General features: G+C 46.3%; 14 protein-coding genes. 8 read left to right on the top strand and 6 right to left on the bottom strand.

All coding sequences use genetic code 11. The features are described from left to right. Nucleotides 1-74 precede the first annotated feature (74 nt). Nucleotides 75-632, top strand: coding sequence for a sugar O-acetyltransferase (locus tag MKA69_RS17580; RefSeq protein WP_305848578.1), 558 nt, complete (start codon nucleotides 75-77; stop codon nucleotides 630-632). Between the two features lie 34 nt (nucleotides 633-666). Beyond that, nucleotides 667-1,605 (top strand): aromatic amino acid DMT transporter YddG, encoded by a 939-nt coding sequence (gene yddG, locus MKA69_RS17575; protein WP_305848577.1) that lies wholly within the window; start codon nucleotides 667-669, stop codon nucleotides 1,603-1,605. Nucleotides 1,606-1,663: 58 nt separating this feature from the next. On the opposite strand, the gene MKA69_RS17570 is transcribed toward yddG, so the two are convergent. Then, nucleotides 1,664-2,560, bottom strand: a complete 897-nt coding sequence (locus tag MKA69_RS17570; protein WP_055044783.1) for a cation diffusion facilitator family transporter — start codon at nucleotides 2,558-2,560, stop codon at nucleotides 1,664-1,666. Between the two features lie 198 nt (nucleotides 2,561-2,758). Continuing rightward, nucleotides 2,759-3,637: a LysR family transcriptional regulator gene (locus MKA69_RS17565; protein ID WP_055034270.1), complete on the bottom strand. Its 879-nt coding sequence runs from the start codon at nucleotides 3,635-3,637 to the stop codon at nucleotides 2,759-2,761. Nucleotides 3,638-3,832: 195 nt separating this feature from the next. Here MKA69_RS17565 and MKA69_RS17560 point away from each other — a divergent pair, with 195 nt between their 5' ends. Beyond that, nucleotides 3,833-4,420, top strand: a complete 588-nt coding sequence (locus MKA69_RS17560) for a class I SAM-dependent methyltransferase (RefSeq protein ID WP_000929771.1) — start codon at nucleotides 3,833-3,835, stop codon at nucleotides 4,418-4,420. Nucleotides 4,421-4,808: 388 nt separating this feature from the next. Here MKA69_RS17560 and MKA69_RS17555 read toward each other — a convergent pair whose 3' ends face one another. Continuing rightward, on the bottom strand, nucleotides 4,809-5,726 hold the full coding sequence (locus MKA69_RS17555; protein ID WP_055044785.1) for a LysR family transcriptional regulator: 918 nt from the start codon (nucleotides 5,724-5,726) through the stop codon (nucleotides 4,809-4,811). Nucleotides 5,727-5,837: 111 nt separating this feature from the next. Continuing rightward, the gene (locus tag MKA69_RS17550) at nucleotides 5,838-7,805 is read right to left on the bottom strand and encodes an acetoacetate--CoA ligase (RefSeq protein ID WP_305848576.1); all 1,968 of its coding nucleotides are present in this window, start codon (nucleotides 7,803-7,805) and stop codon (nucleotides 5,838-5,840) included. Nucleotides 7,806-8,039: 234 nt separating this feature from the next. On the opposite strand from MKA69_RS17550, the gene phhA reads away from it, so the two are divergent. Beyond that, nucleotides 8,040-8,834, top strand: coding sequence for a phenylalanine 4-monooxygenase (gene phhA / locus MKA69_RS17545; RefSeq protein ID WP_305848575.1), 795 nt, complete (start codon nucleotides 8,040-8,042; stop codon nucleotides 8,832-8,834). Continuing rightward, on the top strand, nucleotides 8,824-9,162 hold the full coding sequence (locus MKA69_RS17540; protein WP_000883434.1) for a 4a-hydroxytetrahydrobiopterin dehydratase: 339 nt from the start codon (nucleotides 8,824-8,826) through the stop codon (nucleotides 9,160-9,162). The genes phhA and MKA69_RS17540 overlap by 11 nt, the downstream gene beginning before the upstream one ends. Nucleotides 9,163-9,359: 197 nt before the next feature. Here MKA69_RS17540 and MKA69_RS17535 read toward each other — a convergent pair whose 3' ends face one another. Beyond that, nucleotides 9,360-10,760: an MATE family efflux transporter gene (locus MKA69_RS17535; protein ID WP_305848574.1), complete on the bottom strand. Its 1,401-nt coding sequence runs from the start codon at nucleotides 10,758-10,760 to the stop codon at nucleotides 9,360-9,362. 96 nt (nucleotides 10,761-10,856) lie between these two features. Here MKA69_RS17535 and MKA69_RS17530 point away from each other — a divergent pair, with 96 nt between their 5' ends. Then, a complete protein-coding gene (locus MKA69_RS17530) occupies nucleotides 10,857-11,702 on the top strand; it encodes an AraC family transcriptional regulator (RefSeq protein WP_055030242.1) in 846 nt (281 codons plus the stop codon). A gap of 51 nt (nucleotides 11,703-11,753) precedes the next feature. Here the strand turns inward: MKA69_RS17530 and MKA69_RS17525 are convergent, their stop codons facing one another. Then, nucleotides 11,754-12,653 (bottom strand): GyrI-like domain-containing protein, encoded by a 900-nt coding sequence (locus MKA69_RS17525; RefSeq protein WP_305848573.1) that lies wholly within the window; start codon nucleotides 12,651-12,653, stop codon nucleotides 11,754-11,756. Nucleotides 12,654-13,267: 614 nt separating this feature from the next. Between MKA69_RS17525 and ectA the strand changes: the two genes are divergently transcribed. Both ectA and ectB read left to right on the top strand, forming a co-directional pair. Next, the gene (gene ectA, locus MKA69_RS17520) at nucleotides 13,268-13,822 is read left to right on the top strand and encodes a diaminobutyrate acetyltransferase (protein WP_055030206.1); all 555 of its coding nucleotides are present in this window, start codon (nucleotides 13,268-13,270) and stop codon (nucleotides 13,820-13,822) included. Between the two features lie 11 nt (nucleotides 13,823-13,833). Continuing rightward, nucleotides 13,834-15,099 (top strand): diaminobutyrate--2-oxoglutarate transaminase, encoded by a 1,266-nt coding sequence (gene ectB, locus MKA69_RS17515; RefSeq protein ID WP_001019988.1) that lies wholly within the window; start codon nucleotides 13,834-13,836, stop codon nucleotides 15,097-15,099. Nucleotides 15,100-15,108: the final 9 nt, after the last annotated feature.

The raw sequence follows: 15,108 nt of genomic DNA, 5'->3' as shown, positions 1-15,108 counted from the left end.
TCGCCATTGTTTGCACTTTTCATTTGTTGGCTTGGCGTTAACCTTGGATTTTGCTTGATGATCGGGGGATACGAATGAGCGAACTAGACAAAATGCTGAATGGTGAAAACTTTGATGGCGCCTCCACTGAGATTGAAGCCTTACGCTGCCAAGCGGCTAAGCTAAAACTCGCAATTAACCAAAGTATTGATGAAGAGGAGCGTTACGCCTTACAAACGCAACTGTTTGGCTTTCTTGGTGCGCAGAGTAGTGTGCAGCCTCCTTTTCACTGCGAGTTTGGCAAAACCATTCGTATTGGCGCACAGACATTTATCAACATGAATGTGGTGATGCTCGATGGTGCGCCAATTACGATTGGTAATCATGTTTTGATTGGCCCCAGCACTCAGTTTTATACCGCATCCCACTCCTTAGATTATCGTCGCCGCCAGTTGTGGGAAACGATTTGTAAACCGATAGTGGTTGAAGATGATGTATGGATTGGTGGCAATGTGGTGATTAATCAAGGGGTGACCATTGGTGCTCGTTCTGTGGTAGCGGCGAATTCTGTGGTAAACCACGATGTCCCCCCTGATACTTTGGTTGGTGGTTCACCCGCCAGAATTTTGCGTTCACTGAACGTTCTGACTTAACCTCGTTCTCGATTTAAACCACTTTGAGGCTACTTTGAAACAGCGTCTGATTACTCACAAACATACCTTATTCGGTGTGGCTGCAATTTTACTGTGGGGCAGCTTGATGGGGTTAACCCGCCGAGTCGCTGAAGAGTTTTCACCGATTGGGGGAGCTGCGCTGATCTATAGCGTGAGCACGCTATTCCTCTTGGTCACAATGGGAATCCCACGCCTAAAATCCAACTCTACTCGCTATGTGCTGATTGGCGGGGCGCTCTTTGTGAGCTACGAAATCTGCTTGGCGTTAGCGCTGGGTATGGCGAATGATCGATTACAAGCGATTGAAATGTCAGTGATTAACTATCTTTGGCCCGCGTTGACCGTGTTGATTGCAGTATTGCTGAGCCAACGCTCGGTCAGTGTGTGGGTCTACCCTAGTGTCGCTCTTGCTTTCATCGGTGTCGCGTGGACGATTGTGGCTGATCAGGGCATCTCTGTGGCAGATTTATCGAGCCGTATTGCCACTAACCCGACGGTTTACACCATGGCGTTCATTGGTGCTTTTATCTGGGCCATATACTGCAACGTTACCCAGCGTTTAGCTCAAGGACAAAATGCTATCGTGCTATTTTTCGGTGTTACGGCAGCCACATTGTGGCTTCAATATGCAGTCAGTAATGAGCCAGCGCTTGAGTTTACTTGGTCAAACGTGACGATACTGCTTCTCGCCGGAGTGGTGATGGGGAGTGGTTATGCGCTGTGGAACGTCGCGATTTTACGTGGAAATATGCTGTTGCTTGCCACGCTCTCTTATTTTACACCGATCATCTCGACCTTGTTTTCATCGATGATCTTGGGTGTTGTTCTTGGGCTGAGTTTTTGGCAAGGTGTCGTGATGGTGACGTTAGGATCCTTAATTTGTTGGTGGGTTACTCGTGAACCTAGTGCATCTAAAGAGAACCAGGCATCGGATCCGGTTTCCAACCAATAATCATGAAATAAGCCCGCAATGACGCGGGCTTTTTGTTGTCATCCCTAAACCACCGCTTTTAGCGAGCAACGCTCACGGTCAGTTGTAATTGATAGGGCAGTACGGCAAGGCTTTGTTCTAAATGTTTTTCGATGCGCTGAATGTCTTCAATGGCAATCGAATTTTCCTCAGCGGTTTTTAACGCGACTTCCACCCAAAGTTCACGTCCCACTTTGGTCACCCCATAAAGCTCTAATGGTTGATCGGCGTGTGTTTCAGTCGCTTGAATGCTACTGGATACGGCTTGTTGAATGTCATGGCTCGGTGCCATCAATAGCATCTCACGCAGAGCCGATTTGAGCATACCAAGCGGGAGTTTAATAAAGTAGAACGACATCAGTAACATCATACTCGGGTCTGCATATACAGCGTAATGCTCCCATGGTGTGAGGCTAATCAACCAAGCCACAATAAAGCCTACCATCACCACCAAGCTGAGTAGAGTATCCATTTGCCACTGTTTGACTTCGGCTGCAATTAAGCCCGATGGATGACGTCGACTCAATCTCGCCATTTTCCACCACGCTAAAGTACAACCTGCCACGCTAAAGGCACCAAATAAGGTCGCAATCGAGGGATCTACCGCTCGCCCCCCACTGAGTAGTGCCGTGAATGCTGAATAAAGCGAATAGCTGACAATCAATAAAATCACTAAGCCTTTGATGGCGATCACTAGAGGCTCCAATACAGCGCGCCCAAAGGGGAAGCGCGCATCAGAGGGTTTTTGTATATAACGTGAAACGGCGAGCGACAATAATGTTAACAGTAAACTGACTAGCGAATAGACACCGTCAAAGACAATGACCATTGAGCCAACGAGTAGACCGACGAGCAAGCCGCTGCCAGCAAAGCCTGATGCGATAATGGCAGAAAGCGTTAATACACGCTTTTCATTAAAATTGGTTTGAGAACACATCGTTAATTTCCTCGTAGGTTTCGCCGCTCATTCTGGCGACTAATCCCTTTTACGCAACGTGAAATTATGTAATTAACGATGGGGTTAAAATGAAATGTTAAATATGTGCTTAATATTCAAATAGTTATAATAATATCTTGCTGTCATAATTATTGGCGCTGAGTGCTGGCAGTAAATCAAAAGCGAAGAAAGTAAGGATTAGAAATCAAACAAATAATCGCTGAGTTTGTCACTGATCCACAGTACTACTGGGTTCTCACTGCTTCCTATTGGCTGAAACAGGCAGAAATCCTCTTGGGTCAAACCGTATGTGTGTTTGATGACGGTTAATTTCTGTTCACGGAGATAATGTCGGATTAACGGCTCGGGTAACACTCCCCAAGCGTTCTCGCTCATGATGGTATTGAGCATGTATTCAAAGCTAGAAAAGCCAATGTAGCGACGGGAAAAGGGTTGTAAGTTCGGGTTATCTTTCTCATTGAGATAAACCATGACCGCTTGCATAAACTTACGCAGCTCTTCATCACTGACTCGTTTTTGTTTCACTAATGGGTGATCGCGGTTGCACACGGACATCATGCGAATTTTACCCAGTGGCTGATAGGTGATTCTTGGATCATCAAGCCGTTCGTAGTCTACGCCAAAGGCGCAGTTGACCTGCTGAGTTGCGACTAAATTGGCTAAATCACCGCTCGATGCCAACACCATATTGAAGGAGGTATTGGGAAAAAGCTTGTGCAACTGGCTAGCAATTTCTTGCCAGAAATGGTCGGGGAGCGAATCATCACGGGCAATCCACATTTCGGCAGCAAACTCACTGCAAGCTTGTGCGCAAGTTTGACGTATGCGCGATGCCGTGATCAGCAAATTTTCACAATCTTTGTATACCGCTTTTCCCGCTTCAGAGAGCGTAAGGTAATTGCCAGCACGAACAAAAAGTGCCACGTTGAGCTCTTTCTCAAGCGCTTTAATAGCCATGCTGAGCTTCGTTCGATTGCAATCGAGCTGGCGGGCTGCTTCTGAGACTGAGCCTGTATTGGCAATAGTACAAAATGCTTCAATTTGTGATAGGTTCATAGCGGAGCCAAGTCATTCAAAGTGCTGGGATCATAAACAAAATTGCAGCGTCTGCCTATCTGAACAAATTCTCGGCAAATGAGGCCAAAGTGGATTTTCTTGGCAAAGAATGCGTTGTAACTCTATGAACTCTACTTCATTTTGGTTTACTCTTGGCAGCATTGCCCGAATACAAGAAGTAATACGGAGGCCATGATGGCACACGACTGGGATGAATACGCTGCAAACTGGGAAAATGACCCAGCGACCCATGCATTTGCGCAAAGCGTATTCCAACAACTGACAAAAATCCTCTCTTTGCAAGGAAAGCATATTTTGGATTTTGGCTGCGGCACGGGATTGCTAAGTCAGCTAATGTCACCGCTTGCCCGCGATATTGTTGCACTTGATTCCTCAGAAGCCATGATTGAGGAGCTTGACCGCAAAGAACTACGTAATGTGGAGCCTGTGGTGGATTCTCTCACTCGTGGCTTAGTGGCGCAGCATCCTGCATTTCGTAAGCAGTTTGATTTGGTTGTCGCTTCATCGGTGTGTGCTTTTCTGCCGAATTTACAAGATGTGGCGGATATCATTGTCACTTTAGTTGATGAGGGTGGGTACTTTGTGCATTTTGACTGGTTGGCTGACGAAAGTGGCATGGCCAGTGAAAATGGCTTAACGCAATCCGACATTGAATCCGTGTTGAAGAATGCGGGTTTTTCGGCTGTCGAAACGCGCGTTGCTTTTGATGTGGTTACCGAAAAAGGAACGTTGCCCGTTGTGGTTGGTATTGCCCGTAAGTAGCTTATTTCCCTTGATGAAGTGAAGGGCTGAATACGAAATCCCGAGAATATTTGCCGCTGCATGATGCCGCGGCTTTTGTTTTTGTGGGTTCTAGATAAGGTTTTTTATAAGCGCCCACGTTTTGCATATTGATTACGTTAAGAGTGTGATTTGTATATCTTTTCCAAATAGTAAATTGACCATTTACATAATTTCACTAACAAAAATTAAACCTAGCACCTAAACTAATGAGTGAATAATCAAGGACGAAGCTCAGTTCCCCGAGTACACGTCTCAATTTTCTGTTTATTGACTGACAACTCATGGCTAGGGTTATTAACAAAAATCAAAAACAGAGCAACAAAGAAAAGGGTCAGCATGCGCTGACCCTTTTCTTTTACTGCGTTTTTCAAACCGCACTAGAGAGAAGCTGCTGGCATAGCCAACGGATTGATCGATCATTCATGCTCGGTTTATTCCAAACGAGGCTGTAAGCGACTTTTCCATACTCGAAGGGTAAGGATTTCTGAATTAATCCTTGAGCTTGCATGGCTTTATCTGCCCACATTTTTGAACAAGTCAAAAGAAATTGGGTTTGATGGCATAAAATGGCCGCTGCACCAAAATCTGGGGTGGCGACTGCAATGCGTCGAGTTTCGTGTTGTTGAGTCAGATATTTTTCAAAGTAGGGATCGCTCAGTTCATTGTCGAGAATGCCGATATGTTTATGGGCAAGGTAGTTTTCAACACTGAGCTCCTGATTGACCAGAGGATGCGTTGGATGCATTAAACAGACCAGTTCATCGGATGCGATCACTTGCCAAACCAAATCTTGGGCGAAAGTTGGGGGCTGGCTGAGATCGTGTGGTAAAAGAATGAAATCGATCAAACCGCTTTGCAAAGCATCAAAACCGTAATGTTCTTTGGAGTGAATGGTCATCGACAGCTCCGATGAGCACGCTGCGAGTATGGCGGTGATTTTGGGGGCAAACAGTTCCAAAGTGCTCTCTCGCATGGCTAAGCGGTAGTGGCCTTGGTATTCAGTGGGATTAAACTCGCTGCAATGCAGTAACCCGTTCATGCTCGATAAAATCTGGTGCACGGTAGGACCCATTTGCTGTACATAAGGCGTCGGGATGAGCTGATTACCATCACGGTAGAAAAGCTCATCATTAAGCAATTCGCGCAATTGGGCGAGGACTTTACTGATACTGGATGGGCTAACACAGAGCCGAGCGGCGGTTTGGGTAACACTGCGTGTATTAAGCATGACATGCAGTGCAGTGAGGTGTTTTAAGCTAAAGCGAGTAAGATGAATATAATCCATAAAAAGCCAGTACAAAGAGTCACTTGGCCAAGAATACCACTGTGGCACGAAAATCAAACCGTTAATTTTACTTAAAAAATTGGGTACCTATTTACCGCTTTTACTTTTAGCCTATGCCAAGAGTAAGTTTTCTATTTCGCGTAATGTTTGTGGGTTGGCAATCGCACTGATATTTTGAACCTGTTCACCGTGGCACACTTGCTTGACCGCCAATTCGACCAATTTACCGGATTTGGTGCGCGGGATTTCGCTGAGCGCATAAATGTGTGCTGGAACATGCCGTGGAGAACAACGATCACGTAAGAGTGTGCGTATTTTTTGTTTGAGTGGCTCATCAAGATGCACGTGATCGGTTAATTGTACGAAGAGAATCACTTGTTCATCGCGCTCAATACGCCGCCCAATGGCGATGGAGTCTTGGATCTCTGGTAGTGCATTCACCTGTTGGTAAATTTCAGCCGTGCCAATTCGAACTCCTCCGGGATTGAGTACCGTGTCACTGCGCCCGAAAAAGACTACGCCTCCAGTGGTGGAAATTTCAATCTCATCACCATGGTGCCAGACACCTGGGAATTTATCCCAGTAGGCTTGTTGGTAGCGGCTTCCATCATCATGCCAAAATCCGATTGGTTGATTGGGGAAACTATTACGACACACCAACTCACCGCGCTCAGCTATTATTGCGCTACCTTGGGTGTTGTATGCCACGACATCTAACCCTAACCCAGCACCTTGACACTCTCCTCGATATACCGGAGACATCGGATTACCTAGCACAAAACAGCCACAAATATCGGTGCCTCCAGCAATGGAAGCTAAATGCAGATCGGATTTAACATGTTCATACACATAATCAAATTGTTCGGGATAAAGCACCGATCCGGTTGAGCAAAGGGTTTTCAAATGGGTAAGTAAGTAAAAGTCACAAGGCGAAAATTGGTTTTTTTGCAATGTTTCAAGGTACTTAGCTGAAGTACCAAACAGGGTAATATTCGCTTCATCAGCGAGCGCCCACAGTGCGCCAACTTGTGGGTAGAGTGGATGCCCATCATAAATCACTAAGGTTGCGCCACTGGCCAGTGCAGAAACATGCCAATTCCACATCATCCAACCTGTGGTGGTGTAATAGAACACCCGATCTTGTGGTTGAATATCACAATGCAATTGATGCTCTTTCAGGTGATTGAGTAAAGTTCCCCCAACGGAATGGGTAATGCATTTGGGTTTACCGGTGGTACCCGATGAATAAAGCACAAATAAGGGATCATTGAAGCCGACACGATGGTACTCAACGCCTTTAGGTTGATAGCTGGCTAATAGAGATTGCCAATCTGAAAAACTGTCGTTGAAATCCGCGTTGAAACTGCGCTCTTGTAAATACTCGATTTGGCACGTATTTACTAAACTAGGAAGCCCAGAAACGATTTGTGCATTGCGCTCTTGCATATGAAAGGGTTTACCATTGAAGGTGTAACCATTACAGCAGAACAGAATTTTGGGTTGTACTTGACCAAAACGCTCGATCACGCTTTCCACCCCAAAATCGGGGGAGGTGGATGTCCAGATCGCGCCTAAACTGGTTGTTGCCAACATTGCGATCACAGTTTCAGGCAAGTGAGGGAGATAACCTGCCACGACATCACCTTGTCCGATACCATTTTGAATCAGCCACTGTTGCACGACCGATACGTGATCACAAAGTTGCTGCCACGTCAGTTTTTTGGTGTGTCCATTTTCATTTTTGAACCAAATCGCGATGCCTTCAGGCGATTGAAAAGCGTAAGACAATAAATTTTCCGCGTAGTTGAGCTGAGCTTGCGGAAACCAGATCGAATCACGGGCCGGAACCATCTCCTTACCATAACGAGGTAAGCCTTCACCAATGATGCAGTTTCCGCGATAACCGATCACATCGCAAAACTGCCATATTTCGAGCCAGAATTTGCGTGTCTCATTAACAGACCATTGATGCAAAGCGGGATAGCTGTGTATCGCTTCACCTTGCATATTCACATGCTCAATAAACTGCTGCAGGTTGGAAGCAGAAATACGTGCTTGGCTTGGTATCCAAAGTGGCATAGCTAACCTCTAATCTAAGAGTGAATGTGGCCTTATCACTGTGAACAAGTTTTGTTCTCGAATCATGGAAAGTCAACTCAGGGTAATAGGAACAGGCTCATGAAAAATAACCAAAAACTACATTATTGTAAAAATATTGTTACATCCAAAGTGGCGTAATTAACCGAAAGCGCATTGGCAGTAGGGGCGGGGCTAGGTAGGCTTAATGTAACGATATTGTTATGGAGTAGGGCGATGAGTCACTATCACTCTAAACCCGTTGATGACCATGGTCATATTGATTGGGATAAGGATGAAAATGAGATTTGGCATGATTTGATTACCCGTCAGCTGGCCGTCGTGAATACCAGTGCTTGCCAAGCCTACTTAGAAGGTTTGGGTGTGCTCAACTTACCGACCGATCGTTTACCGCAATTGCCAGAAATTAACCGAGTGCTACAGCGCGAAACGGGGTGGCAGGTTGAACCCGTTCCGGCCTTGATCAGCTTTGATCGTTTTTTCGCACTACTGGCCGCTAAGAAATTTCCCGTTGCGACCTTTTTGCGTCGACGGGACGAGTTTGACTATTTGCAAGAGCCGGATTTTTTCCATGAGGTATATGGTCATTGCGCCATGCTCACTCATCCGGATTTTGCGGCATTTACTCAGATTTATGGTCAATTAGGTGCGGCCGCCAGCCCTAAAGAGCGTAGTTTTTTAGCTCGGCTATATTGGTTTACGGTGGAGTTTGGTCTTGTACAAGAACACAACCAAATCAAAATTTACGGCGGGGGGATTTTATCCTCACCGGGAGAAACATTGTACGCGTGTGAAAGCACCATTCCACAACGTGTCCCTTTTGATATTCAACAAGTACTCCGTACACCTTATCGCATCGACATCATGCAGCCGATTTATTATGTGCTGCCTGACTTGAGTGAACTCTATCAACTCAGCCAACGTGATTTGATGGCGTTGGTAGAGCAAGCAAGTCAGGCGGGCTTACTCCCTCCACTATTTCAACCAAAGGAACACCAACATGCTGGATGAATTACGTTGTGAAGCGTGTAGTGCTGACGCGATTGCGCTTACGGCAAGAGAGCAACAACAGTTATTGAGTGAATTAGATGGATGGTCATTAATTCATCGTGATGGTGTAGCCCAACTAGAGAAGGTCTATCGCTTTAAAAACTTTAAACAAGCGTGGGCATTCTCTAATCAGATTGCTGAACTGGCGGAACAAGAATTCCACCATCCGGCAATTGTATTAGAGTGGGGCAAAGTCACCGTGACATGGTGGAGTCATTCCATCAAAGGTTTGCATAAGAATGATTTTATTTGCGCAGCGAAAAGTGACGCTTGTCTGCTGATCTTGTAAGAAATTAAGCTCGCCATGTTTTTTTAGCTGCTGTGGGCGGATGAGTAGGGGATAAGGTCACTCATCCCATGCTTTCCATTTCGTGTTGTGCGCGGTGGAACCGCCCACGGCAGTGTGCAGTGCTGAGTCATTTGGGCATGAATTGTTCTCGTAAGCATAAAGAGAAAAGAGGTAATTTTGCCCAGTACATGATGAGGCTACTTGCCTAGAGTCGTTGCAACCTCCATCGATGGCTCACTGACTAGATTGTTAATCCAACGCTTTGAGCTTATTCGCTGTGTGGTGAGTCCAATTTTCACCCACTCTTCAAGCCAAATCACCATTAACACCCAATGTAGTGGCCAACCCCAGACAATGCCTGTTAGATAAGCAAGAGGAATCCCCACCGCCCATTGACCAAACAGATCAATAAAAATGCTGTAACGGATATCACCACCACTTTTGAGTACTCCACCAATTCCGACCATGTTAAAGACTTTAAACACCATGCCAAAGGCCATTACAAGGCAAACATTGAGTGCCAATTGATGGTTTTCTAACGGACTGTAGTTAATGACCCAGGCAAGCAGTGGTTTGGCAGTCATGCAGAGTAAAGCGAGCACTAAGGCTAAGCTGCAACTGGTGATGACATACCACCACGCGGTGCTTTCTACACGCTGATAGTTTTGTGCGCCAATCTCATTACCTAAAATGATCGATGCTGCGACCGCAAACCCAAGGAAAGCGGAGATCAACACACTCTCGACAGGAGCAAGCAGTGAAATAATCGCCAACTCTGAAACCCCTAATTGCCCGACAATCACGTTGTAAACTAAAAGCCCAGCAGCCCAAGCGCTGTCGTGGATAAGCATGGGCCAAGCAATCTTAAAATAACGTTGACGATGGTGACGCTGTAAGCTTTCCCGCCAATGATTCTGGTTGGGCAGTAAGTGGGCATAACGGCGTTTGACCAAGAGGAACAATAGTGTGGTTTGGAATAAGCGCGACAGAGTGGTACCTAAGCCAGCACCGAGTACCCCAAGCTCTGGAAACCCGAACAGACCGAAGATGAGTATGGCGTTGAGGATGGCGTTGACGATAATGGCAAAAATACTTACGCGTGTTGGGAGCTTTGCTTCCCCAATACTGCGTAATGCACCTTCTAATGGCACCACTAACGCGGTACAAAATAAACTGATCCCGGTGACCCACAGATAATCTGTTGCTTGCACAACATAGTGTGGATCATCGGCGACGAGCGTTACGATACTTTCAGGCATCAAGCTGTACATCAATGCAAAAGGTAGCGTGAGCACGACCGCCATTATCCAAGATTGGGCAAGCGTGCGGCGAACGCCATCCAAATTGCCCGCGCCAAAGTATTGAGATGCCAGCACACTGACTGCGCCACTGGCTCCGACAATCACGATCAAATTGAAGAAGAAAATGCGGTTACCAACCCCTACCGCGGCAGTGGCAGATTCTCCCAACTGGCTGACCATGAAGATATCGACCACGCCTAATAGCGAAAACAACATGGACTGCATTGAGACAGGTAAGCCGATTTGGAGTAATTTTTGCCAAAATGGTCGGTCGAGTTGGCGAAAGTGGGCAATCATGTGATCTGACTCCTTGGAATGAATGTGAGTAGTGTAGATCTCTGTGCCATCGCAGTATTGTGTTAAAAACTCCAAAACTATTGCCAAAATCTCATCATGCATGAAAAACAAGAGAGCTATCTGATCTCAGAGAAAACCCAACATGAGGTTATCGATCAAGAACATGTGCTCAAGCTAGAGCAAAGTGGCGTAGTGCAATGTGGCATTGCGACTTGCCGCGAGTCCTTCAATGTTTATCGAAAATCACCCAAGCAACATATGCTGTTGTTTACCATTCGTGGCAAAGGTTGGTTAAACAGCCAAGGTCAACGCTACCTGCTTGAACCGGGTTCAGTGATGATTATTCCGGCGGGTGTGGAAAACGGTTTTGGCATTGAAGAGGAAAATTGGCAGTTAGCTTGGTTGTTCCTTTCTGCGCAACGAGAGTGGCCCAACCATCTTGGTGAACAGATCCACTATGGGCTCACGCCTGCAGCCGATGTGATGTACACCTGCATTCAAACCTTATTACGAACCCAAATTTTGCCAGAAGACATCGGACAGCCTGTTGCACAAAGGGCAGTTGAACAAATTGAACTGTTACTGGCGACACCGGGTGAACGGCAGATGCCCCGTGCCCAAATTCGCCTCAATCGAATGTTTGAGCGCGTGCAGAAACAGTTACACAAAGAGTGGCCTGTGAGTGCGATGGCGGCGCTTGTACCGTGCTCGGTGGCTCATCTGCATCGTCTCTGCTTACAGTATTTTGGGCATAGCCCCACCGCACATTTAACTCGGTTACGTATGGAATATGCAGCGCGTGAGTTAGCTCGGTCTGATTGGCCTATTCAACAAATTGGCGACATGGTGGGATACCCCAATGCCGCCAATTTTAGTACTCGCTTTAAAGCATGGAGCCACATGACTCCACGAGCGTACCGCTCACATCACTACAAAGATTGATGTTATCTTTTGGCGGCTTCAATCGGGATTGCAATGGCTGGGTGGCGTCACTTATTTCACGGCCGTGCAAAAACTCACATCGGCGTGATGGGTGACCGGATCATAATGGTGATAAAGCTCAAAGCAGGGGCGCTGGTCGGTTTCCAATCCTTGTTCCACCACCAGACCCATGTGTTCATTCCAAAAATGGCCATATTGGCTTTGGTCTGTCACCTTGCGTCGACTCGTAAAATACTTGCCCCCTTCAAAATGGGTGTACTCGATCGATTTGCCAACCTCTATGCCTTCAGGCACCAAAAGAGCGATATCGGTGCGGCATTTTTCTGCGGGTGTTAGTTCTGGATTATCGTGATAGATAAAAATACAAGGACACTGGGCAAAGCCAGCAGGGCCCGCCCATTGATACAGTTTTTCAACTGCGGGTGGATAATTTTGTCCATAAGGCCCGGTCACACGTACATACGCGAGACCACAGGGAGTGAAGGATTCGATCGTCATACTTTGTCTCCATTGCGTTGAATTGCTATCAGTATAGGCGGCAGCATTGGCTAACTCGTTTCCATTCTTGCGCAATGAGTGTCCAATCTTGCTGTTTCTCATCAACTGACTGAACGCTTCGATATCTTGGCATTCGCGAACTTGGCTTGCCGTAAGCCCAAAGTGCTGTTTGAAGGCTTTGGCAAAGGCTTGTGAACTAGAAAAACCAAAATCCAGTGCGACTTCGGTAATCGAACGTTTGTGATAAAAAAGTACGCTGGCGGATTTTTCCATTTTAAGACGGCGCATAAAGTCGGCTAATGTCTCGCCAACAACCGCTTTGAAAATTCGATGAAAATGATAAGGCGATAAGTGAGCTTGCAGCGCGACTTCTTCGAGGTTGAAAGGCTGATCAAAATTCGCTTCTAGGTAACGCAATACGGGACGGAGTCGTTGCTGGTAGTCAGTTCTCATTACTTTCGTCTCAATGAAGCTAGCGGAGAGTGATACTTTACCGCGCGGGAGCATAAGGTAAAGTTCAGGCTTGGAAAATGTGTTCAGTTTCTCAACTTGTCGTGTGGGGGGGAATCGGGCAAGGGGCATAGCGCAAGAAAGAAAAAAGCCAATCACAAAAAGGTGATTGGCTGATAAAACAGTGTGAACAATCTTATTCACTAACAACGTCAGTTGGCTAGGTGACCCTCGGCTTAATTAAGGGTCATAGGTATAAATGCACTATCCATGCCAACTTTATATGCACTGATTTGTCCATGTTTTAATCCGATGTTATGGCTGATGAGTCCATAATATGCTCATCTAATTGCATTCTGCGATTGCAAATTGCAAAAGCTTGCAATCCGCTTTAACTCTGTATGATTTTTTCAATCTCTATGCTCGTGACAGTCTTGAGTGAGATTTCAGAAAGGTCAAAATCTTCATGTTATTGTTCTAGTTCAAATTAATTTTTTATGAATTTTTCACTATGTTAGTCTTTTTATCCCAGTTTTTTCGAGTGTTTTGTTGAAAAATGATTTTATCCTGCTAGGGTAAAAAGGGATTTTAATTTGAACACAAAGGATTTTGTTGTGATGTTTACTGCTTCGCCTTGGATGATTTATCCGCAAATCATGCACAAACCCGCACCGCCATGGGTATTTCGGATGCCGACTCAAGAAGACGGTCTATCGATTCATGAGCTGATCGCACAGTGTGCACCGCTCGACCAAAACTCAACGTACTGTAATTTTTTGCAGTCTAGCCATTTTCAAACCACGTGTTTGATTGCTGAACAGCAAGCGTTGTTGGTGGGGTTCGTTTCTGCTTATCGCAAACCAGACAAACCGAATGAGTTGTTTGTCTGGCAAGTTGCTGTGCATCCATCCGCACGCGGGAAAGGGTTGGCCTATCAAATGCTCACGCATTTGTTGGCGCGTGAGGATCTAGCCGATATTAGCGTTCTTGAAACCACCATTACGCAGTCGAATCAAGCGTCTTGGCGGTTATTCCAAAAACTGGATAGAGAGCAAGGAGAGCAAGGCAGTGTGTCCACTTTTTTAGATGAAACTTGTCATTTTGAAGGAGAGCACGACACAGAATATCTCTATCACATTCCTCTTCATTCATCGAACTTACAAAAAGGGTAACAAATCGGATTATGAATATTTTCAAACACCATGAATCTCAGGTGCAATCTTACGCCAACCACTTTCCGGTGGTGTTTACGACTGCAAAAGGTAATTGGTTACATAGTCAAAGTGGTGAAGCGTATCTGGATTTTCTGGCTGGTGCAGGCTCACTTAACTACGGCCACAACAACGCAGTGCTGAAACAAGCATTGCTTGAATACATTGAACGCGATGGCCTAACTCATGGGTTAGATATGCATTCGCAAGCGAAAGCACAGTTTATTCAAGCATTGCAGTCATACATTCTTGAGCCGCGTGGTCTGAATTATAAAGTGCAGTTTACTGGCCCAACAGGAACCAACGCAGTAGAAGCAGCGTTGAAATTAGCGCGTAAAGTGACGGGGCGCCATAACATCGTGACCTTTACTAACGGTTTTCACGGCTGCTCATTAGGTGCACTTGCTGCAACGGGCAATCAACATCATCGTCAAGGTGCAGGGTTAGCACTTTCTGGTGTAAGCCGCCTGCCGTATGAAGGTTACGCGGGAATTGATGGATTAACCCTGTTTGAAACTATGTTGCAAGATAACTCATCTGGGTTAGACAAACCGGCAGCGGTATTGCTAGAAACCGTACAAGGAGAAGGCGGTTTGAATGTCGCTTCGGATGCTTGGTTACAGCGTTTGCAAACGCTCTGCCGTGCTCAGCAAATTTTATTGATTGTGGATGACATTCAGGCGGGCTGTGGCCGTACTGGCACCTTCTTTAGTTTCGAGCCAAGCGGGATTGAGCCGGATATGGTGACCTTATCAAAATCACTCAGTGGTTATGGGTTACCAATGGCGATCGTGCTGCTTAAACCCGAATGGGATCAATGGAAACCGGGAGAGCATAACGGGACGTTTCGTGGGAATAACCATGCGTTTGTGACGGCGACACGCGCGCTGGAAGCGTACTGGGCGAATGAGGATTTTCAAACCCATATTGCCGCGCGCAGTGAGCAAGTAACGCAAGCATTACAACACTGCTTGCACCTCTATCCAACGCTATTTTCATGCGTTAAAGGCCGCGGCTTGATGCAAGGGGTGGCTTGCCATAATGGGGAGATTGCCCGCGATATTGCAGCGATTTGTTTTCAAAATGGGCTGATCATCGAAACGGCAGGCGCAGAAGATGAAGTGCTGAAAGTGTTTTGTCCCCTGACCATTACCGAGGCGGATCTTGCACATGGCCTCACCATTATTGAGCGCAGTGCAGCACGCATCGCACCACGTGGATTGCAACAAGCATCCTAACCCACGGTA

It is taken from the genome of Vibrio sp. AH4, assembly GCF_030710545.1.
Taxonomy (GTDB): domain Bacteria; phylum Pseudomonadota; class Gammaproteobacteria; order Enterobacterales; family Vibrionaceae; genus Vibrio; species Vibrio metoecus.
Note: the sequence above shows the minus strand (reverse complement) of the source record. Positions and strands in the feature narration are given on the sequence as shown.

Coding starts and splice junctions, on each gene's coding strand:
- MKA69_RS17560 (WP_000929771.1), top strand. CDS start 3,833: ATGGCACACGACTGGGATGAATACGCTGCAAACTGGGAAAATGACCCA.
- MKA69_RS17530 (WP_055030242.1), top strand. CDS start 10,857: ATGCATGAAAAACAAGAGAGCTATCTGATCTCAGAGAAAACCCAACAT.
- MKA69_RS17525 (WP_305848573.1), bottom strand. CDS start 12,653: ATGAGAACTGACTACCAGCAACGACTCCGTCCCGTATTGCGTTACCTA.
- ectB (WP_001019988.1), top strand. CDS start 13,834: ATGAATATTTTCAAACACCATGAATCTCAGGTGCAATCTTACGCCAAC.
- MKA69_RS17540 (WP_000883434.1), top strand. CDS start 8,824: ATGCTGGATGAATTACGTTGTGAAGCGTGTAGTGCTGACGCGATTGCG.
- MKA69_RS17535 (WP_305848574.1), bottom strand. CDS start 10,760: ATGATTGCCCACTTTCGCCAACTCGACCGACCATTTTGGCAAAAATTA.
- phhA (WP_305848575.1), top strand. CDS start 8,040: ATGAGTCACTATCACTCTAAACCCGTTGATGACCATGGTCATATTGAT.
- ectA (WP_055030206.1), top strand. CDS start 13,268: ATGTTTACTGCTTCGCCTTGGATGATTTATCCGCAAATCATGCACAAA.
- MKA69_RS17565 (WP_055034270.1), bottom strand. CDS start 3,637: ATGAACCTATCACAAATTGAAGCATTTTGTACTATTGCCAATACAGGC.
- MKA69_RS17555 (WP_055044785.1), bottom strand. CDS start 5,726: ATGGATTATATTCATCTTACTCGCTTTAGCTTAAAACACCTCACTGCA.
- MKA69_RS17580 (WP_305848578.1), top strand. CDS start 75: ATGAGCGAACTAGACAAAATGCTGAATGGTGAAAACTTTGATGGCGCC.
- MKA69_RS17550 (WP_305848576.1), bottom strand. CDS start 7,805: ATGCCACTTTGGATACCAAGCCAAGCACGTATTTCTGCTTCCAACCTG.
- MKA69_RS17570 (WP_055044783.1), bottom strand. CDS start 2,560: ATGTGTTCTCAAACCAATTTTAATGAAAAGCGTGTATTAACGCTTTCT.